Below are 20,195 nucleotides of genomic sequence, written 5' to 3'. Positions count from 1 at the left end.
AAAACTACTTTTCTTATCCAGAATGAAAAATTTTTATAATTTTCTAAGCAAAAACAAAAGCAATAGATTACTTTGACAAATCTATTGCTTTAAAATATTATCCACTGTAGCTTCGACTTCATTTCGAGTCATTTTTTCTTCACCGTTTTCTAAAGCCGTCAGTGTCTTTTTTGCTAATGCTAACGGTATTTTACAAAACAACAGGATATTTCGAGTTTTAATATCTTCTATGTAAATCTCGGCCTGCTTTAAATTTTGTTTTGCATATGTGAACATGTCATCTCTTGTCCAACCATCTGGGATAAATTGTACGCCACGTTCTGCATCTTCTTCTTCATTTCTTAGCATATTTACTGCCTGTAGTCCTCTGCCATAGCCAATTGCTAATTCATAATCCGTATTTGTATTATCGTACCATTTCCATATATCAGATAGCATTACTCCTACTAAACCAGCCACATAGTACGTGTACTCGTCAAGGTCTCCCTTCGTTTTAAGAAGCCAATTTTTTTCAGTCCATTTTGCCATTCCATCAGCCATAATGCTCGTAGACTGTTTAATTTTGCCAACAATATCTGTTGGGCATATTTTTAACCAATCTGCAAGTCTTCGTGTTACTTCTGGAAATAAGGAAATATATGGATTGATTAATTGCTGATACGCAGCTTCATCAAAGGAAGGCTCTTTGAGTAATTTGCTGGTTGCTCTCAGTAAATGCTGTTTTGTTTCGGAAGGTAATTGTTCATGATCTTCAATTTCGTCAATCGCTCTCATACATAAATATGCAGAGCCTACTGTGTTTTTTAACACTGATTTTAATAATGTAATCGGAATGTAAAAAGTTCGACTCGTCTCTTTTAAAACGCGCCTCGCATCCTTTTCTAATTTTGCATTAATACCCAACAATGTTTCCTCCTTATAATCTTATGAGGTAACTCAAGTATATCAGAAATAAAGTTAAACTTCATTTAGCATCATCTAAAACTATCAACAAAGCGCCTCCTCAACTGACTGCCCTGGATCTACATATATTTGAACTACCTGATCTATAGCAGCTGACATGACTCTGGATTAATCGCTCCTCGTACCTTTTGAAACAATGGATAATTTGGATTGGCTGTCAGCGCAATGACCTGACTCGACAATAAATCTCCTAACTTTGTTGGTGCAATCTCTGATTTTGCATACTCTACTTATCGTTTTGCTTATTCACCATCTAAAAAATCTTTTAACGAACCTTTTTCATAGCTTTCTTTATCAAGGGTTTGAACATATTTTAAAGCGTTTATCTTCTTATTATCTGAATCAAGTAGAAGGATAACTATTTTATGGAAAAAGTCAGTAATCACTATCTCCTTTAAGTCTTTCTACTTGAGGATAGGAAAGTGGAAATAATCCGTGAATTAATTGTTTTTACGATAAACGATAATGCTAATGATACCCATTCCAAATCCTATCGTACCGCCTATCTCGATTTCATCAAATAAAAAACCTATACCTGTACAGATGAATAGACTAGAAGCAAAAAGCACTCCAGATTTTACTGCAGACATGGTGCTCCCTCCGTTGTCTTCTATTTAGTCCTAGTTTATTCTCATTTTTATTAAAAAGTGCGTGGGCAATCACAAAAACATGTAGGCATTTTTGTTACAACAAATATGTACGATCCTTAAAAATATTCCTTTCTTCATTCATATAACTACCATAAACGATAAAGCCGAGATACTACATTGAACTCCTTTTTATATTCAACTAAGAAAAGAGTAATTTTACCGCACTAATTTTTTGTTAAACAAACTAAATATTATCTACAGAATGTTCATCATTCATGAACTAACAGAAATCCAAAATTACTTCACTATAAAAACATATCGGCAATTAACGAAGTAAAACGTATTTTTCAGGACTAAAGCATGTGTAACCTGATCACCCTTATCTCTTTGATATATGATAATATTGAAATAGGGTTAATTGATAAGCTTTGCTCCATTGAATTCGTCTCTTCATTTATTACATTCTTATATTAGTATTTCTAACGATTTTATTAATACCTCTAATTGAAAGCGCTTTTTTAACTATTTCGAAAAATTCACTATTGCTATACTTCAGTATTCATGATTAAATAGCTATTAAACAAAAACGATGAGGTGATGAAGTGGGAAACAAAGTTTCTATCGGTCTATTAGGATTAGGAGTAGTCGGTTCTGGTGTCATTAAACTGATTGAAAATCATCAAGAAGAGCTCGTTCATCAATTGGGTTGTGAGGTTCAAGTCAAAAGCGTATTAGTTCGCAACTTAGATAAAGAACGTGATGTTGAGGTAGATCGAACGTTTCTCACCACAGACCCTGCTGACATATTAAACGATCCAGAGATCGATATTATTGTAGAAGTAATGGGCGGTATTGAAGAAACATACCAATATATACTTGATGCATTTGCTGCCAAAAAACATGTTGTAACTGCCAATAAAGATTTAGTTGCTTTACATGGCACTGCTTTAGAAGAAGCAGCTCGACAAAATAAATGTGATTTTTTTTATGAGGCAAGCGTAGCTGGAGGAATTCCTATTTTACGTGGAATTACGGATGGCTTAGCGTCTGATCGCATTCAAAAGGTCATGGGAATTGTTAATGGTACAACCAATTATATTTTAACGAAGATGTCCAATGAAGGCATGACTTACAAAGCTGCTTTAAAAGAAGCACAAGAGCTGGGATTTGCTGAAGCAGATCCTACAGCAGATGTAGAGGGACTGGATGCTGCTAGAAAAATGGCTATCTTAGGAAGACTAGCCTTTTCTACAGATATTGCTTTAGATGACGTAGAAGTCAGTGGAATTACGGATTTAGAGCTTGAGGATTTGCAGTACGGTGATAAATTTGGCTATACCATGAAATTAATTGGTACAGCAGAATGTGAAGATCAACAGGTAGAAATTAGTGTACAACCTACTTTGCTTGCTAAAGATCATCCGTTAGCAGATGTAAAAAATGAATACAATGCTGTTTATGTATATGGGGAAGCAGTAGGTGAGACCATGTTCTATGGTCCAGGTGCAGGAAGTCTGCCTACAGCAACTGCGATCGTTTCAGATTTAATTACAGTTATTAAAAATATGCGCCTTGGCATCAGTGGCTACCATTCTCCAAAACCAAAATTTCAAAAAAAATTACGCGGAATAGAAGATCGTTCTGGACAATATTATTTACGGATTCATGCAAAAGACCGAGTTGGTGTATTCTCGGAATTATCTACAGTGTTTAATGATTTATTAATCAGCTTTAAACGAATTTTACAAACACCAATTAAAAAGCTTGATGTAGCTGAAATTATACTAGTAACTCACGAAACATCTTTAGTTACTTTCCAAGAAGCATTAAACCAGCTGAAGCAGTTAGATGCCGTTTTAGAAATAAAAAGCTACTATAAAGTGGAAGGAGATGCAGCAGATGAATTGGCCGGGACTGCTAAAACATTACAATAGTTTTCTACCAACAACGAATGCAACGCCTTCGCTTACGTTGCATGAGGGAAATACGCCACTTATCGCGTTAAACAATCTCTCTGATAAACTCGGTATTGAGTTATACGGAAAGGTAGAAGGGGCTAACCCAACTGGTTCATTTAAAGACCGGGGAATGGTAATGGCGGTAGCAAAAGCTGTAGAAGAAGGAAGCACATCAATTATCTGCGCATCTACCGGAAACACATCAGCCTCTGCTGCTGCCTATGCAGCAAAGGCTGGAATAAAAGCAATGATTGTTATTCCCAAAGGAAAAGTAGCGCTAGGTAAATTAGCGCAAGCCATCATGTATGGTGCTGAAATTGTTGAAATTGATGGAAACTTCGATGAAGCATTAACAATGGTACGTCATTTAAGTGAGAATTTTCCAATTACATTAGTGAATTCTGTGAACCCTTATCGACTTGAAGGTCAAAAGACAGCTGCTTTTGAAGTCTGCGATCAATTGGGTTCTGCTCCCGATGTTCTTGCTATCCCGGTTGGTAATGCCGGAAATATTAGCGCATATTGGAAAGGGTTCAAGGAGTATGATGCATTTAAACAAACAGGTCTTCCTAAAATGTTCGGTTTTGAAGCAGAAGGAGCAGCAGCTATTGTTTATAACAAAGTTATTCACCAGCCAGAAACAATAGCAACAGCAATTCGAATCGGAAACCCGGCTAGTTGGGAATTAGCAGAAAAAGCAAGAGATGAATCAAGTGGAGTAATTAAAGCTGTTACGGATGAAGAAATCCTTCACGCATTTAAAAAATTAGCTAGGTATGAAGGGATATTCGCAGAACCAGGCTCATGTGCTTCGATAGCTGGTGTCATTCGCGAGACGAAAAAAGGTACAATTAAACAAGGCAGCAAGGTCGTTGCAATCTTAACAGGAAATGGGTTAAAGGATCCACAAACAGCAATCGATCAATTGACAATTGATCCTGTATCTTTACCTAATGATGAAGCTGCGGTTATCGATTACTTAGCGAAAAAGGTTCAAATATGAATTCAGTTATTATTTCTGTACCTGCAAGCTCCGCTAATATCGGACCAGGATTTGATTCATTAGGATTAGCCTTGGATTTATACCTGACATTGACTGTTACAGCAAGTGAAGCTTGGAAAATCGAACAGCAGTCTGATTTACTCCCAAGCTTCACCAGCTACGAAGATCATTTTATCTATCAAATAGCTCAAGAAACAGCGAATCGTTATGGTTGTCAGTTACCTAGCTGTCATCTCACAGTTGACAGTTCTATTCCATTGGCACGCGGGCTTGGTAGCAGCGCTTCCGCAATTATTGCTGGGATCGAACTGGCGAATCAGTGTTGTCAGCTTCATCTAACTACAGCTGAAAAGCTACAACTAGCTACTATTAAAGAGGGACATCCTGACAATGTTGCTGCCGCTCTTATAGGTGGGCTTGTAATTACTGCTTACACTGAAAACAAAACAATTGATTATTACAAAATTAATAATATAAATGCCGATATGATTATTTTTATTCCTAACGAAGAATTAAAAACGGAGGCATCCAGAAAAGCGCTTCCTGAAGAATACTTGAGAAGCCAAGCAGCAAATGCTAGTAGCATAGCGAATGTCTTTCTCGCCGCACTTATCAGCAAAGATTATGATTTAGCAGGAAAAATGATGGAAAAAGATTTGTTCCATGAACCATATCGTGCCAAGCTAATCGCAAACTATTCGGACATTAAACAGAAGGGAAAAGAACTAGGGGTATACGGGACTGTAATTAGCGGTGCAGGTCCTACAATGCTATCCTTTGCACCAAAAGGACAAGGTAAAACAATTGCTGCAAAATTACAAGCTATATTCCCTGATTATTTGATTCAAAACAGAAAGATTGACATGAAAGGATTAGAAGTCACTTCATAGTTAGTCAGGTCTCACTAAATAATGCTGAGATTACGTTTGAAGACAGAATTAAAATCCTTGAGTCCCCTTTTTAGATACTAGTAGAAGGCAATCAGTTACTCGGCAGACGGTTGATTGCCTTCTATTGCTTCCAATTTTTTCGATGGTTGTGATCATTTATAACGAACAAATGTGTAAATGCTCATTTAATTATATACAACTGGAAAAACTTTTGATTTACCGGAGAAGGAAATCAAAGTTTGCGAGTAGCTCAAGCGCTGAAGCTGGACCAAGCTGCTTTCAAAAAAGATTTTCACCATGTAGAAAAAGTTGCAGGTATTATCCTGCAACTTTTTCATTCTACGCCCATCAAGGCTACCATTAAGGCTTTTTGTGCATGCAAGCGATTTTCTGCCTGTTGAAAAACGACGGAAGCTTTGCCGTCAATTACATCCGTTGTGACCTCTTCCCCCCGATGCGCCGGCAAACAATGCAAAAAGCTGGCATCCTCTTTCGCAAAATTCATAAGCGCTCCATTAACCTGAAATCCAGCAAAATCTAGTTCTCTTTTTGCTTGCTCTTCTTCCTGCCCCATACTTGCCCAAACATCCGTATATACAATATCTGCCTGTTGAACAGCGCCTTTTGGGTCTTCAGTAATTTGCACGTTCGCACCTGAATTGGCTGCTATAGCCTTAGCCTTTAATACGACTTCTTCCTCCGGCTGATAACCTTCTGGTGCTGCAACAGCTATATCCATTCCCACAATTGCTGAGCCAAGCATTAAAGAATGAGCCATGTTATTTCCATCACCAATGTAAGCTAATTTTAATCCTTGAAAAGCTCCCTTTCGTTCTTTTATCGTTAGTAAGTCAGCTAACACCTGACAGGGATGAAAGCGGTCGGTAAGCCCATTGATAACTGGAATGAGTGCCTCTTCTGCTAACTCTTCCACGACGGATTGAGAATAAGTCCGAATCATAATTCCATCAAGATAGCCTGATAATACTTTCGCTGTATCAGCAATGGTTTCCCCTCTCCCTAACTGAATATCCTTTGAGCTAAGGAAAATTCCATTTCCGCCGAGCTGATAAATCCCTGCTTCAAATGACACTCGTGTTCTCGTGGATGACTTTTCAAAAATCATTCCCAGTGTCTTTCCTTTCAATAAATGAACTGTCTTTCCTCGTTTACGTTGTATTTTCAGCTGTTTAGCTAGATCTAGCAAATACGTAATTTCTTTATACGTATAATCCGCCAGAGTTAAAAAATCCCGTCCTTCCAATTCCTTCAATTTAAATACAGACTGCTTTAATTCTACTACCAACACCATCTCCACCTTTTCAAAACTATATACGAATTATTATGCAACAAAAGGAATAAATATACAATACCATTTATTGAAAAATTAATTTATTTTTAAATATTAGACCAGCGGAAAAAAGCTAGAAGATATTCGGTTAGTGACATACAAAGAAAAAACCTCTGATGAAAAAAAGAAAACTTCATCCTGGCGTGTTATTTTCCTTGAAAATATGAGAAATAAACTTCCTTACATTCGAAGATAAAAGAAACATGAATGACAGTGGAATCCGAGTTGAATTTACCGTAGGATGAAGGACGAGGTTTGCTAGAAATACGAGCACTTAACTTTTAAAAAAGGACACATAAAAATGAAGATAGTTTTCCTTGATAATAAAAGGAGCCAAGCAGGCTAGTTTTAACTAATCTGCTTGGCTGGTTAAATGACGCTCGAATATTTATCTACTATATAGAAAACTACCATGTTTTCATTTCTATGAGATAAAACTTAGAAAGAGTATTTAGTTTATAGACGCCAATTCCAAAATATCCAAGAGAATAATAAAGCTGTAACCATCCTTATAGTACCACTCTCTATACTTCTTGGTGAATTTTGTGCTCTCATTCCAGCCATTAGTTATCCCTGCGAGCCAATATTTTGTGAGGCTTTACTCCTACTGAAGCTTCTCTGTCCTTGAAAAACCGCGATGTGTCGCTGACGTAGCTTTCCCTGTCCATCGACTCGAATACCCAACAATCGGGCATTTAAGTACCATTACGTCCCATTTAGACTTCTCGGTACTCCGTATCCCTTTGAAGTGGAACTCCCCTTCCACTACTTTAGATGCGGGGAAAAAACCCCGTATCACCTAATAACCACACGAGATTATTTCCTATATACATGTTTATTTTTTAGTGCTTTGGTTCATTATTTATTTTGCTGTATTTGTATAATGCACACCTTAAGATAATCACTTTGGATAAACTGTTCATTCGTTTGAAAGTCAGACGGCAACTGAAATTGTTGCAAAATTTTATAAGTCACATGCATTTTTTGACAAGCTTGCTTAATAAATCCTTTAAACTTTTTCATCCCAAAGCTGGCATTATTTGTTGAAGCAACAATGATCCCATGATTTCTTGTAATCGAAATTACATCTGTAAGCAAGGCAGGATAATCTTTTGCTGCGCTAAACGTTCGTTTTTTAGACCTCGCAAAACTAGGAGGATCAACTATCACTAGATCATATTGCAACTGTTTTCTCCTTGCATATTTAAAGTAATCAAACACATCCATAATGACGATTTTATGTTGATCAAAATCAATGCCATTCACGCTAAACTGTTCGATTGTTCTCGGCTTGCTCCGTTTTGCTAAGTCCACACTCGTCGTCTGCTCTGCTCCACCCAAAGCGGCTGCTACAGAAAATGCACCTGTATAGGAAAATGTATTTAACACATCCTTTCCTTTAGCGTACGTATCACGAATTACTTTTCTAACATCTCGCTGGTCCAGAAAAATACCAGTCATTGCACCATCGTTTAAGTAAACAGCGAAGTGTATTCCATTTTCTTTTACAATAATCGGAAATTCGCCGCGCTCTCCTTTAACAAAATCGTCATCTTCCAGATACTTTCCTTTCGTATGAAATCTTTTTTTCTCATAGATCGCATGATAATTACCTAATACGTCTAAAGCTTGTAAAACATCATTTTTAAACGAGTATATTCCTTGGCTATACCAGTTAATTAAGTAATAACCAGCGAAATAATCAATTGTTAACCCGCCTACTCCATCTCCTTCTCCATTAAAAACCCGAAACGCATTCGTATCTTCTGATTGAAAAAAGCCTTGTCGCTTATTAATAGCTGTAAATATTTTAGTCTGAAACAGCTTAGAGTCAATCTGTTCACTCTCATGATAGGTTAGTACCCATCCTATCCCTTTATTTTGTTCACCATAGTAGCCTCTAGCTAGAAAGCGATTATTAGAGTCAACCAATCGAACAACAGCCCCCTCTTCGGGAAGTGCACGTATCGGCTTTACTGCTTCTTTATGTATGAGCGGATACCCTTGACGTAATTGTTTGATATAATTATCGTTCACTTGTAACGTTATTTCTTTCCTCATTTTTTCATTCCTAACTACATTTTTCTTTATTATTACATGCTGATAAACAAAAGTGCAAGCACCATTGATCAACGTATAAACTGGTGAACCTCTAACAGGATAAAGTGAAACTTCATTCCGTAGAACGCTTTTTACACGGAATGTTAGTACCGCAAGGGTATGACCTAAAGGCCCTTAAACGAATCGGGCATTTAGGTGCCGTTTTCTATCACTTCTTCTTCTCCGTGCTCCTTTAATTCTTGAATTAGGCTTTCTCACCACAAATATTAATTATATTCTGAATTTTAAATATTAATTAAGTCTATACTATCTCGATAAGTACACGTTATTTATATTAGTAGAACTCTCTAAAAGAACAAAGAGCCTTTTATTTAGAATTGCTTTATGGAATATCATTATAACATACACTGGAAACCCCTTATGTAAGGGCAACCATATATGAATTCCATGCTTAATCTAATGGAATATCATTTTTTTCTATTACCTCTTGATAAATATCGCTATCTTTTAAAGAAGTGTGCTTATATTGCGTAATTAAAGTACTATCTACAAAGAAAATTTTTCTCATTTCTGATAGATAGTTTTTCATCGTCAGCAAATCTTCCATCATTGGCTCTAACATTTTTACCTTTGAGCTATCTAAGACGTATAGTTGTTCTAACACATGATTTTTCTTCACTTTCGCTTGTTGTATACGATGAAGCAAATAACTATCATCTAAGGGTGAAAGTTGAATAATATCTTGGATTTTAGTAATCTCATGATTGACTTCATCCGTAAGTCCTTGAGTGATCTGTTCCAGTCTTTTTAACCCCTGCTCTATATCTTGTTCTAAAAAAGATTGTCGAATAAAGCCATAGTTAGCTGGCTCGAAGGAATGAAGTGATTCTTTTAATTGATTTAACATATGATAGTAAGTTGCAAGAAAATTTTTCAGCAATACTAAAATTGGCTCATGCACATCAGCGTAAAAAGATCGAATCGCACTTCCGGCTTTTCCTTTTAATACATCATCCAGCTCAACAACTCCTTTAATAGCCTTCTGAATATCAATAAGCTGCGTTTGCAATAAATGAATTTTCTTTTGAACTTTATTTATGTAATCAAACAAGGCTTCTTTATCTAAAACTTTCATGGATAACCCTCCTGCTGAGGAATGTCAATGAAAAGATAGCTTATTATTTTTCCAGAAATTGAATAGATGAAGCGATAGCTTGCTCTGACTCAACAAATTGATTAATCGCTTCGACTGTTGATTGACCATGGTCGAGAAGTAGCGATTGATATGTGGACAAAACTTCCTCTAATAAATGATTAATCTCATTTATTTTCGTGATCATATCCAACATATTGTCACCTTGACAATCGTCTACTATATCATAATCCATTGCTTGGGCGGACGTTTTTAGATTGACCAATGCTTTTTCAATTGGAGTATAATTAATTTTTACTTCCTCACTCATTAATTCATTAACTCCCTTCGCTGCCTGTCATATAAATCATCCAAAGCATTGTTTTGAGCGGTTACATCCATACGAATATCGATAATTGATTGCTTCGTTTCTCTTAACTTATCATTTAATTGATCCATCGTTAGTGCTAATTGCTTGTTATATAAAGCCACATAACTTTGGAGAATCTCATTTTCTTTCCATTGTTGAAACTGATTGGCCAATGTTCCTGTCCACGTATCTTCAGATAATTCTGGTGCTAAACACCATTGTTCATTTCGTCTAAATTCATTTTGGAAATCATGTAAATTTGAATATGCTAAAGCCAGTCGTTCTAATTCTCTACGTTTTTCTTCCAACTGTACATTCAACACATAAAGCGAATTCTGCGTTCGACTAATTTGCCCGTTAATCCAGTGCAACGATTCCAATTTTCTCACCTCAACGCAATTGACCATTCCATCATCATGTGATTAATATCTATACTTCCATTATATAGTATTGAATTACTTGTTTTAATAGGTAAGAAGTAACAAACCGATAAATCAAGCAATCCGTTTGATTTTTCAGTTTTTATTTTCGATATTTTCTTTCATTTAATCTCTAAAAACTGGATCATAAAAAATATCATAATAGATCTTGGAACACTATTAAAATTTTGACAAAATGAAGATGGTTGCAGAAAAAACCGCATTGTCTAAAAATGCGGTTGTATATCTAATCAAAGTGAAAATATTCACATAATATTATAAATTATCTCTCCAGTTTATTTTCACTCCCATTATAATTAGTAGTAATAACTTTAAATTTGGAACGATATTTCGATGGAGATAAACTTTTACAGTTTGAAAATTGTCTAGAAAAATGGGATGGGCTATTAAAACCTACTAAATAAGCAATCTCCTCAATACTATAACTGCTTTTTTGCAGTAACTCCGTAGATTTATTAATTCTATACTGCAAAATATACTGTTTTGGATTAATATTTAAATATTTTTTAAACAACCGATATAAATAAGATCGCTCAATTTGCACTTTTCGTGCAAGCTCTTTAACCGAAAACAGTTGATCATCATATTTGTTTTCGATGATTTTAATTGCTTCTCGTACATATTTTTCCCCTTCGGTAATACTGCATCGTACTTCTTCCTCATACTGCTCGATTAGTAAATTTATAATATGGTACGCTTCTGCAAGTGCTGCATACGACTTTCTTCTCTGTGAATAAAAATATGCATTAGCAAATAATTGGTTTAGTTTACTTTTATCTTTAAATCTGAACACATAATTTTTCATACCTTGATGCACATCATTTAATAGTCCACACTTTATAAACAGTTCTTCACATAAAGAGCCTTTAAAGCCAATCCATCGATAGCTCCAAGGATTCCCCGCAAGCGGATAATAATTATTTTTTGTTCCCGGTGGAATGATAAATCCTTCTTTGGCACCTAGATGGTGTACCTCATCTTCAATAAAAAACAACCCCTCTCCCTCTAAAATATAGTGAACCAAGTAATAATCAATGGGTTGATACTGATAAGGATCTCTGGGTTTCACATCTTCATATCCACACTCATAAATGTAAAATTCATTATTAAGCTTCTGATCTGTCTGAAACGTGCCAATGGAATGAAACAAAGTAATTCCTCCTTGCAACATAATGTCAAGAACAAACAACAATAAAGTATTAACTTACATGTCTAATTCCGTTACCATGAAAGCGCAGTCATTAGCAAGTTGATTACATTTATATTAACAAGAATCCTTGTACATGTACATTTTGTAAGAAGCTCACAAACAAGAAAGGAGCTCAAATTATGACGGAAAGCAGAAAAAAAATAACCGCTACTTCATTTTTGTTAATGGCTTTTACCGCAGTTTTCGCATTTAATAACATCATAAATGCAACTGCCAGTATCGGCTTATCTGCAGTTTTTACATTTTTATTTGCCACTGTTTTTTATTTCATCCCGTTCGCCTTAATGATAGGCGAGTTTTCGTCAGCCAACTTGGAGTCAGAATCCGGTGTTTACAGCTGGATCCGTACATCATTAGGTGAAAAATGGGCCTTTTTAGGCTCATGGTCTTACTTTTTTGTAAACTTAGTTTACTTTACAGCCCTATTACCGCAAATTTTAATCTATGCTTCCTACACCTTCGTAGGAAGAAATGGGTTTGGGGCTAATGCAACTGTTTCTATGTCACTCTTATCTATCTTCCTTTTCTGGCTTGCAACGTTTGTTTCTATAAAAAGAGTGACTTGGATTTCAAAAGTTACAGATGTATCTGGTGTAGCGAGACTTTTAATGGGAATTGGTTTTATTGTTTTTGCTTTGGCCGTAGTGTTTATGTTGGGTAAACCTACAGCACAAGAATTTACTGGGGAAACTCTTGCTCCTTCTATGAACTGGAATTACTTTGCCACACTAGCATGGATTTTACAGGCAGTAGGGGGAGCAGAAGCAATAGGAGTATATGTAAAAGATATTCATGGGGGGAATAAAACCTTTATTAGAACAATTATAATTGCTGCTTTTTCTATTGGTATTATGTATGCTCTAGGATCTGTTGCAGTTGGTTTAATCATGCCAGCTGAAGCACTGCAGGATAACTATTCAGATGCCCTATTTGAAGCATTCGCTATTTTAGGAAGTCACTTTGGAATTGGCGATGGAATTAACAGATTCGTTGGTTTAATCATGATGTTAAGTGCCATAGGTTCATTAGTAATATGGACAGCTGCACCAGTTAAAATATTGTTTTCAGAAATCCCTGAAGGCATATTTGGTAAATGGGTCGCAAAAACGAATAATGAAGGAAATCCAACTAACGCCTTAACACTACAAGCAATTATTGTAACCATTTTATTACTAATTCCCGCATTAGGAATTGGCACGGTTAATTCTTTGTTAAAAACATTAATTAATATGACAGCAGCAACATCATTAATACCTGTCTTGTTTTTGCTAATTGCTTATATCGTGTTTCGCGCTAAAAAAGAGCATTTGCCTAGATCATTTAAAGTTGGGAAGCAAAAAACTGGTATTGTGATGGGAATCATGTTATTAACATTCTTTTTATTCGCTTTCTTTGTCTCCACTTTCCCTTCACCGGCTGCATTAATGGCATATTTACAGACTGGAGTAGTTGCTGAAGGTTCTATGAATCCATTATTTAGTCTTATTTACAATGTACTGGGAATTATTATATTCCTTGGATTTGCAGGTATTTGCTATAGAAGATACGAGAAAAAAGAAAGGAAGAAAGGTGAAGAAAATGGTAGTAGTTAAAAAAAGATGGGAAAATCACAAGGTTGATGATATTAATAGAATGGAAGCAAGGTCACATTTTACGAGTCTATCAACCATTGAAGAAAACAAACAACATTTTTACCAGAATTTAAATGGTGAATGGTCATTCTTATATTTAGTGCACCTGAATATAGTCCAGAAGATTTTTACAAAACAGATTACGATTATTCTACATGGGTTGAGATTGAAGTACCTGGAAACTGGCAAACTCAAGGGTTTGGCAATATGCATTATGCTGATCTTTGGTACAATTTCCCAATCATTCCACCATATGTACCGACAGAAAATCCAACTGGTATTTACCGAAGAACATTTGAAATAGATAACATCGATAAGAACTATCAATATATAATCCGATTTCAAGGCGTCGATTCAGCATATGAGGTATATTTAAATAATCGATTTATCGGTTATAGTAAAGGTGCCAGAATTCAAAGTGAATTTGATTTAACCAATTCTTTAATTGAGGGTACGAACTATTTAACTGTTCGTGTATTTCAATGGTCGGACGGAACATATTTGGAAGACCAAGATATGTGGTGGTTAAGTGGAATATTCCGCGATGTTGAACTGTTTGCCAGACCAACACGAGGTCTATGGGATTTCACGATAAAAACGATATTTGATTCTTCTTATCAAGAAGCTACATTGATCGTAAATCCTGTATTTGATAAACCATTAAATCAGAAAACACACTATCAATTGTTAAATGCCAGGGGTGAAACAATTTTCACTCACGAACAAGATGGCAGAGACAGCCTGACGAAGAAAGTTAAAAAGCCGTGAAATGGTCAGCGGAAAACCCATATTTATATAAACTGATCATGACTGTATACAATGACAATGAAGCAATTGAGGTTGTTCAACAAGATGTTGGATTTGTTCAAATCGAATTAAGAGGCAAGCAATTTCTAGTAAATGGGGTAGCTATTAAATTAAAAGGAGTCAACCGCCATGATTATAGTCCAACTAAAGGACGCGTGACAACTTATGAGAGTGTGGAACAAGATATTATTTTAATGAAGCAGCATAATATAAATGCTATTCGAACTGCTCATTATCCAAACTCTCCTTATTTCTATGAATTATGCAACCGATACGGTATGTATGTTATTTCCGAAGCAGATTTAGAATGTCATGGATTTGAATTAACAGGTGACTATAAATGGATCTCTGATAATCCTGAATGGGAAGAAGCTTACGTTAACCGAATAAAACGAACACTAATGAGAGATAAAAATAACCCATGTATCATTATGTGGTCATTAGGAAACGAATCAGCATTTGGCTATAATTTCAGAAAAATGAGCGAATACGTAAAAAAGACAGATCCAACTCGCCTTGTACATTATGAAGGAGATTTTGAAGCAGAAATCAGTGATGTATACACAACGATGTACACATGGCTGGAGCACGACGAAAAATTAACAATGGATAAAGTGATTCATACTACTCAAAAACCACATATCCTATGTGAATATGCCCATGCTATGGGTAATGGACCGGGAAATCTGAAAGAATATCAAGATCTGTTTTACAAATATGATCATCTTCAAGGTGGCTTTATTTGGGAATGGTTTGATCATGGAATAGAAACAGTTACAGAAGACGGGAAAGTATATTACCGATACGGTGGGGATTTTGGTGATGAACCAACTAACGGCAACTTCTGTATAGATGGTTTATTAATGCCAGATCGGACACCTTCAACTGCTTTAACGGAATATAAAAAAGTAATCGAACCTGTTCAAACAGAACCTATTGATATCAAATCCGGTTTATATCAACTTACAAACCGTCAAGAATTTAAGAGTTTAAATGATTATAAACTAATTTGCTGTTTCTACGAGGATGATCAACTCCTCGAGGAAAAAGAACAAACATTGCCTGAAATAGCAACAAGAGATTCTAAACAAATCACTATTGCATATCCAAAGCTGAATAATTTTAAGCCTGGAGCTCAATATACAGTACACTTGATTTATCGGCTTAAAGAAGATACCAGTTGGGCTAAAGCAAATTTCGAAGTTACTAAATCTGTATTTATCTACCATAAAGAACCAAAGCAAATTGTTGCTCCTTCTACAGAGGGTCTTGATTTAAGCTTTACTGAGAAGGACTTTACAGTAATTGTATCGGGTGAAAATTTTGCTTATACATTCGATAAAGTAAGAGGTAATTTAATAGAGGCTAGATTCCAAGGTCATACATTCATTAAAAAGGGTCCTAACTTCACATGGTGGAGAGCTCCGATCGACAATGATATGTACTATCTGAAAGACTATAAAAACAAATACTTTATGCACTTAGGCCATGAAATAATTCGTGATATAACCTATGACATAAATAATGGAAGTTTCGATTGGACAGTTCACGCTTTCTATGGAACTACTAACAGCTCATGGTACTACGATTTGACCTATAAATATGTTATTTCTCCAGCTGGAAAAATGCGTGTTGAAGTTAACGGAATTGCTTCAGGACGAAAAGAAAATGCTCCACCAATGCTTCCAAGAATAGGGGTAACCATGCATTTGAATAAACAACTACAGTCTGTCTCTTGGCGCGGGTTAGGACCTCACGAAAACTATGTTGACTCTTGTCAATCCGTTTATCCTGGTGTATTTCACGCAAACGTCGATAAACTGTTTGTAAATTATGTGAAACCACAGGAAAACGGCAACCACATGGATTGTGATTGGATAGGGCTTTCTAATAAAAACCATGCACTATTATTTAAAGGTAACCATCCATTAAACTTTCGTGTTTCTAAATACGAAGATGTGGATTTGGAAAAAGCAAAGCACACGATCAATTTAGTCGAACGAGATTACTTGGTTTTGCATCTCGATAAGCAACAAAATGGATTAGGAAGTAATTCCTGTGGACAAGATCAGCTGGATAAGTACAGATGTAAATTTGATGATTTCTCACTCAGTTTTGAAATCTCTTTTGAAGATGTCACCACAAATAATATAGTAGAGTTAGGAAGAAAATGATAAAGTCATTAAAGACTTTCCTCCTTCTTCTATCCCAAAAGTGTAGCTTCCCATAATCAGGAAGCTACGTTTTTCTATTTCCATAGAGTTGAAAGTGAACTTCAAGATCAAGCAACATTTTAAATCATTATTTATTCCGTATCCAAAACCTTCTCGTTATCTTCCCAGCACGATCCTTATACGATTCATCTTCTATACCGCCATTATTTATAATGGCTTTTGCTGAACCAAAATTACTAGCTTCGCAGGTTACCAGTACATGCTCTATCTTTAATTCTTGGCATACAGCCAAAGCTTCCCGTAAAATCCTTGTTGCATAACCTTTTCTTCGTTCCGATGGCCTAACCCCGTAACCAATATGTCCCCCCACCTTCCTTAAAAAGTCGTTAAGCTCATGTCTAATATTAAGCATTGCCATGATTCTCTCATTTTCATTAACAAGAAAATAATTTGAATTAGGAACCCAATTTCCTTCCCCTTGTTGTTTAGAAGCTAAATCCTGTAAATATGTATGATAATTATCGTAACCTGTTAAATCAAAGCTGGCTGGAATCATTGCCTCCTCTCCCCATTCTTCCCAATATGCTTGATGTTCTGCCTCCCACTCCTCACTCGGCGTACATAATTCCATGCTTAAATTCCCCCCTGATCCAAGTTCAAAATCACCATATTTCTAAAAAGAATACTCTATATATTCATTTTTGTCACTTTTTAAACAAGGGGTAAAAAGCATAGCTGACAAATCCAAGCGAACACGCGAAATCAGTTGGAAATCTCCCTAGATGATAAAGATGCCATATACATGTTCGATCTAGGATATGTTGATTATGAGTATATTAGAATAATCAATCTCCGATTTTTGGCTTTTATGCAGCATCAGTAATTGGTAAAGCTAAAAGAATGATTGTTTAAAGAAGGTGAATGGCTGGTGAGGGCTATATATTAATAGAAATGGAATTAGGAAGACCTTTGAAAGTTTACCAATATACGATACAATCGATGCATTATGTATTGAAGGAGTCTTGGTATTACATGCAAATTTCTGTTTTATATGAAGACAATCATCTGCTCGTTGTTCAAAAGCCGATAAATATCCCTGTGCAAAAAGACAACACTGGAGATAAGGATTTACTTACAATCTTAAAACATGATTTAAAAATACGCTATCAAAAGCCAGGCAACGTTTTTCTAGGGCTAGTTCATCGGTTGGATCGACCTGTTGGCGGTGTGATGACATTTGCCAAAACATCTAAGGCTGCTTCACGATTATCAGACGTCATTCGCAGGAGAGCGTTTGACAGAAGGTATTTAGCTGTTGTAAGGGGAGCACCTCCTGCAAGTCATGGGGTCATGCAACATTATTTATTCAAGAATCAACGTGAAAATAAAGTGTATACTGTTCCGGATCATTATAAGAATGCCAAAAAAGCGATACTAAAATACGAAATGATCAGCAAAATAAAAGACTTAAGTCTACTTTCCATACAGTTATATACTGGACGTCCTCATCAAATACGCGTTCAGCTTTCCACATCTGGATGCCCAATCTACGGTGATCAAAAATACGGACTAAAAAGTCATCCAGGCCAACAAATTGCATTATGGGCAAATTTATTACAATTTGAACATCCGACTAAAAAGAAAATGGTTAAGATAGAATCACTTCCACCAAAGGAATATCCGTGGAACCTTTGGTAAAGTTTCATATAATCGATATTAATAGGAAAATATTCATAAATTTCACCCGATCAAGTGAACGTAAATTATGTTTATATTGAAGTAATTTAAAAATCAAAGAATCATGATGAGCTTTAAAATTTACTTAAATAAGACTCTATTATAGAATACATAAGGGGGGTATTTATAATAAAATCCGAATAAAGGGGTGGTTTTTAAAATGGGGTCATATAATCAATGGAATAAGCAATTTATTGCAGGAACGTGGCGAGAAGGTCGCAGTGATTCTGTTTATGAGGATAGGAATCCATATAGTAATGAAGTTATCGCTAAAATCAAAATGGCGACTCTGGAAGATATTGATGAGGCATACCGATCTGCCGAACAATCACAAATGGCATGGGAGGAAGTAAATGCTTTTAAAAAATCGGAAGTGATGGAAAAAGCTGCTTCAATCATGGAATCGCGCCGGGAAGAAATCGTTGATTTACTTATCCGTGAAACCGGTTCATCTTTTGTAAAAGCAAATGTAGAATTGGACTTCTGTATTTCGATCACAAAAGAGGCTGCCAGCTTTCCTAAAAGGATGGGTGAAGAGATGGTTCCATCTTTAGTGCCAGGTAAAGAGAATCGTGTGTATCGAAGGCCAATTGGCGTCGTGGGTATCATTAGCCCGTTTAATTTCCCAATGTATTTGTCGATCCGCTCTGTAGCTCCAGCGTTAGCAGCTGGAAATGGGGTTGTTTTAAAGCCGGATGAACAGACGGCGATAAGCGGAGGTCTATTCATTGCTAAGATCTTTGAAGAAGCTGGATTACCAAAAGGATTATTAAATGTTACTGTGGCATCTATTGATGAAATTGGTGATGGCTTTGTTGATCATCCAATACCAAGATTAATCTCGTTTACGGGTTCTAATAAAGTTGGCAAACATATTGGAGAACGCTGCGGCCGGAATATGAAAAAAGCGGCTCTGGAACTGGGTGGAAATAATGCACTTATCGTATTAGAGGATGCCGATTTGGAAAAATCTGTTGACTCCGCAGCTTTCGGTAGTTATTTCCATAATGGACAAATCTGTATGGCTATTAATCGGATCATCGTCCATCAGAGCATTTGCGATAAATTCATCGATAAGCTTTCAGAAAAGGTGAAGAAAATTACAGCAGGCAATCCACAAAATCATGAAAACATGATCGGCCCGTTAATCAACAAGGAAGCTGTTAAACGGATTTTAGGACAAATTGAAAAAGCAAAAAATGAAGGCGCTCAGATTGTGCTTGAAGGGAAAATAGAAGGCAATGTAATGTATCCATATATTCTTAAGTCGGATACAAATGATGTGTCCACTGCCAAAAATGAAGTGTTTGGCCCAGTCACAACAATTATTCCTTTTAATACAGAGGAGGAAGCAATTCAAATTGCCAATGATACACAATATGGATTAAGTGGAGCTATTCACGCAGGTTCCGTTGAAAAGGGCGTCGAAATTGCTAAACGGATCAAGACGGGTATGATTCATGTGAATGATCAAAGTGTAAATGATGAACCGTTAATTGCTTTTGGTGGAGAAAAAGAATCCGGACTTGGCCGGATCGGTGGAAAATGGTCGCTTGATGAGTTCACAACATTTCAATGGATTTCTATACAAAATGAGCCAAGGGATTATCCTTTCTAATTAAAGGATCTGCCATCTTTTGAACCCTCCCTATCAGGTAAAGAGCGGAAATAATAAAATATCTTAATGGCTTTAGCTCTATATACATAGGGCTAAGGCCATTTAGTCGTTTTTGGAATCGATCATAATGATAAAATCTGAATGTATCATCCACCGCAAGGCAAAGTTCTTTAAAATCATATGTAAAAGACCGCAGACATTTTGATCGTTCTCTAAAAAGGCTCAATTGATCTTATCCATACATCCTTCCAACCCATGAC

General features: G+C 36.1%; 17 protein-coding genes. 8 read left to right on the top strand and 9 right to left on the bottom strand.

Going from position 1 to position 20,195, the window contains the following annotated elements; translation table 11 throughout:
- Nucleotides 1-81: 81 nt before the first annotated feature.
- Nucleotides 82-903 (bottom strand): squalene/phytoene synthase family protein, encoded by an 822-nt coding sequence (locus BN1066_RS10175; RefSeq protein ID WP_077319332.1) that lies wholly within the window; start codon nucleotides 901-903, stop codon nucleotides 82-84.
- Nucleotides 904-1,403: 500 nt separating this feature from the next.
- Nucleotides 1,404-1,553, bottom strand: coding sequence for a hypothetical protein (locus BN1066_RS20225; RefSeq protein WP_179104352.1), 150 nt, complete (start codon nucleotides 1,551-1,553; stop codon nucleotides 1,404-1,406).
- 602 nt (nucleotides 1,554-2,155) lie between these two features.
- Between BN1066_RS20225 and BN1066_RS10170 the strand changes: the two genes are divergently transcribed.
- From BN1066_RS10170 to thrB, 3 genes are read left to right on the top strand one after another with little or no spacing between them, the layout of a single operon-like run.
- Nucleotides 2,156-3,487 (top strand): homoserine dehydrogenase, encoded by a 1,332-nt coding sequence (locus BN1066_RS10170; RefSeq protein WP_077319331.1) that lies wholly within the window; start codon nucleotides 2,156-2,158, stop codon nucleotides 3,485-3,487.
- Nucleotides 3,453-4,514 carry a threonine synthase gene (gene thrC / locus BN1066_RS10165; RefSeq protein WP_077319330.1) on the top strand — a complete coding sequence of 354 codons (1,062 nt, stop codon included), beginning with the start codon at nucleotides 3,453-3,455 and terminating at the stop codon, nucleotides 4,512-4,514. Before BN1066_RS10170 ends, thrC begins: the two co-directional genes overlap by 35 nt.
- Complete coding sequence (gene thrB / locus BN1066_RS10160) at nucleotides 4,511-5,404, top strand: homoserine kinase (protein ID WP_077319329.1); 894 nt, start codon at nucleotides 4,511-4,513, stop codon at nucleotides 5,402-5,404. The genes thrC and thrB overlap by 4 nt, the downstream gene beginning before the upstream one ends.
- A gap of 334 nt (nucleotides 5,405-5,738) precedes the next feature.
- Here thrB and argF read toward each other — a convergent pair whose 3' ends face one another.
- From argF to BN1066_RS10130, 6 genes are all read right to left on the bottom strand, one after another.
- On the bottom strand, nucleotides 5,739-6,710 hold the full coding sequence (gene argF, locus BN1066_RS10155; protein WP_245799763.1) for an ornithine carbamoyltransferase: 972 nt from the start codon (nucleotides 6,708-6,710) through the stop codon (nucleotides 5,739-5,741).
- Between the two features lie 903 nt (nucleotides 6,711-7,613).
- Nucleotides 7,614-8,816: a class I SAM-dependent rRNA methyltransferase gene (locus BN1066_RS10150; protein WP_077319327.1), complete on the bottom strand. Its 1,203-nt coding sequence runs from the start codon at nucleotides 8,814-8,816 to the stop codon at nucleotides 7,614-7,616.
- Nucleotides 8,817-9,267: 451 nt separating this feature from the next.
- Complete coding sequence (locus tag BN1066_RS10145) at nucleotides 9,268-9,951, bottom strand: LXG domain-containing protein (protein ID WP_077319326.1); 684 nt, start codon at nucleotides 9,949-9,951, stop codon at nucleotides 9,268-9,270.
- A gap of 43 nt (nucleotides 9,952-9,994) precedes the next feature.
- Nucleotides 9,995-10,279 carry a YwqI/YxiC family protein gene (locus tag BN1066_RS10140; RefSeq protein WP_077319325.1) on the bottom strand — a complete coding sequence of 95 codons (285 nt, stop codon included), beginning with the start codon at nucleotides 10,277-10,279 and terminating at the stop codon, nucleotides 9,995-9,997.
- A complete protein-coding gene (locus BN1066_RS10135; protein WP_083953822.1) occupies nucleotides 10,279-10,698 on the bottom strand; it encodes a DUF5082 family protein in 420 nt (139 codons plus the stop codon). Before BN1066_RS10135 ends, BN1066_RS10140 begins: the two co-directional genes overlap by 1 nt.
- 322 nt (nucleotides 10,699-11,020) lie before the next feature.
- Entirely contained in the window at nucleotides 11,021-11,908 is an 888-nt protein-coding gene (locus tag BN1066_RS10130) for a helix-turn-helix domain-containing protein (protein WP_245799762.1), read from the bottom strand.
- A 179-nt stretch (nucleotides 11,909-12,087) separates the two neighbouring features.
- Here BN1066_RS10130 and BN1066_RS10125 point away from each other — a divergent pair, with 179 nt between their 5' ends.
- The 3 genes from BN1066_RS10125 to BN1066_RS10120 all read left to right on the top strand — a co-directional run bounded on the left by BN1066_RS10125 (nucleotide 12,088) and on the right by BN1066_RS10120 (nucleotide 16,580).
- Nucleotides 12,088-13,560 carry an amino acid permease gene (locus tag BN1066_RS10125; protein WP_077319323.1) on the top strand — a complete coding sequence of 491 codons (1,473 nt, stop codon included), beginning with the start codon at nucleotides 12,088-12,090 and terminating at the stop codon, nucleotides 13,558-13,560.
- A gap of 120 nt (nucleotides 13,561-13,680) precedes the next feature.
- Entirely contained in the window at nucleotides 13,681-14,367 is a 687-nt protein-coding gene (locus BN1066_RS20785; protein ID WP_245799761.1) for a sugar-binding domain-containing protein, read from the top strand.
- On the top strand, nucleotides 14,364-16,580 hold the full coding sequence (locus BN1066_RS10120; protein WP_245799760.1) for a glycoside hydrolase family 2 TIM barrel-domain containing protein: 2,217 nt from the start codon (nucleotides 14,364-14,366) through the stop codon (nucleotides 16,578-16,580). Before BN1066_RS20785 ends, BN1066_RS10120 begins: the two co-directional genes overlap by 4 nt.
- 127 nt (nucleotides 16,581-16,707) lie before the next feature.
- Here the strand turns inward: BN1066_RS10120 and BN1066_RS10115 are convergent, their stop codons facing one another.
- On the bottom strand, nucleotides 16,708-17,211 hold the full coding sequence (locus BN1066_RS10115) for a GNAT family N-acetyltransferase (RefSeq protein WP_077319322.1): 504 nt from the start codon (nucleotides 17,209-17,211) through the stop codon (nucleotides 16,708-16,710).
- A 401-nt stretch (nucleotides 17,212-17,612) separates the two neighbouring features.
- Between BN1066_RS10115 and BN1066_RS10110 the strand changes: the two genes are divergently transcribed.
- Together BN1066_RS10110 and BN1066_RS10105 are read left to right on the top strand one after the other, a co-directional pair.
- Nucleotides 17,613-18,278, top strand: coding sequence for an RluA family pseudouridine synthase (locus tag BN1066_RS10110; RefSeq protein ID WP_077321437.1), 666 nt, complete (start codon nucleotides 17,613-17,615; stop codon nucleotides 18,276-18,278).
- A 199-nt stretch (nucleotides 18,279-18,477) separates the two neighbouring features.
- Nucleotides 18,478-19,935 (top strand): aldehyde dehydrogenase family protein, encoded by a 1,458-nt coding sequence (locus tag BN1066_RS10105; protein WP_077319321.1) that lies wholly within the window; start codon nucleotides 18,478-18,480, stop codon nucleotides 19,933-19,935.
- Nucleotides 19,936-20,195: the final 260 nt, after the last annotated feature.

The organism is Virgibacillus proomii (assembly GCF_900162615.1).
Classification (GTDB): domain Bacteria; phylum Bacillota; class Bacilli; order Bacillales; family Amphibacillaceae; genus Virgibacillus; species Virgibacillus proomii.
This window is presented reverse-complemented; position numbering and strand designations above follow the sequence as displayed.

Coding starts and splice junctions, on each gene's coding strand:
- BN1066_RS20225 (WP_179104352.1), bottom strand. CDS start 1,553: ATGTCTGCAGTAAAATCTGGAGTGCTTTTTGCTTCTAGTCTATTCATC.
- thrC (WP_077319330.1), top strand. CDS start 3,453: ATGAATTGGCCGGGACTGCTAAAACATTACAATAGTTTTCTACCAACA.
- thrB (WP_077319329.1), top strand. CDS start 4,511: ATGAATTCAGTTATTATTTCTGTACCTGCAAGCTCCGCTAATATCGGA.
- BN1066_RS10150 (WP_077319327.1), bottom strand. CDS start 8,816: ATGAGGAAAGAAATAACGTTACAAGTGAACGATAATTATATCAAACAA.
- BN1066_RS10145 (WP_077319326.1), bottom strand. CDS start 9,951: ATGAAAGTTTTAGATAAAGAAGCCTTGTTTGATTACATAAATAAAGTT.
- BN1066_RS10140 (WP_077319325.1), bottom strand. CDS start 10,279: ATGAGTGAGGAAGTAAAAATTAATTATACTCCAATTGAAAAAGCATTG.
- BN1066_RS10125 (WP_077319323.1), top strand. CDS start 12,088: ATGACGGAAAGCAGAAAAAAAATAACCGCTACTTCATTTTTGTTAATG.
- BN1066_RS20785 (WP_245799761.1), top strand. CDS start 13,681: ATGGTCATTCTTATATTTAGTGCACCTGAATATAGTCCAGAAGATTTT.
- BN1066_RS10115 (WP_077319322.1), bottom strand. CDS start 17,211: ATGGAATTATGTACGCCGAGTGAGGAGTGGGAGGCAGAACATCAAGCA.
- BN1066_RS10110 (WP_077321437.1), top strand. CDS start 17,613: ATGCAAATTTCTGTTTTATATGAAGACAATCATCTGCTCGTTGTTCAA.
- BN1066_RS10105 (WP_077319321.1), top strand. CDS start 18,478: ATGGGGTCATATAATCAATGGAATAAGCAATTTATTGCAGGAACGTGG.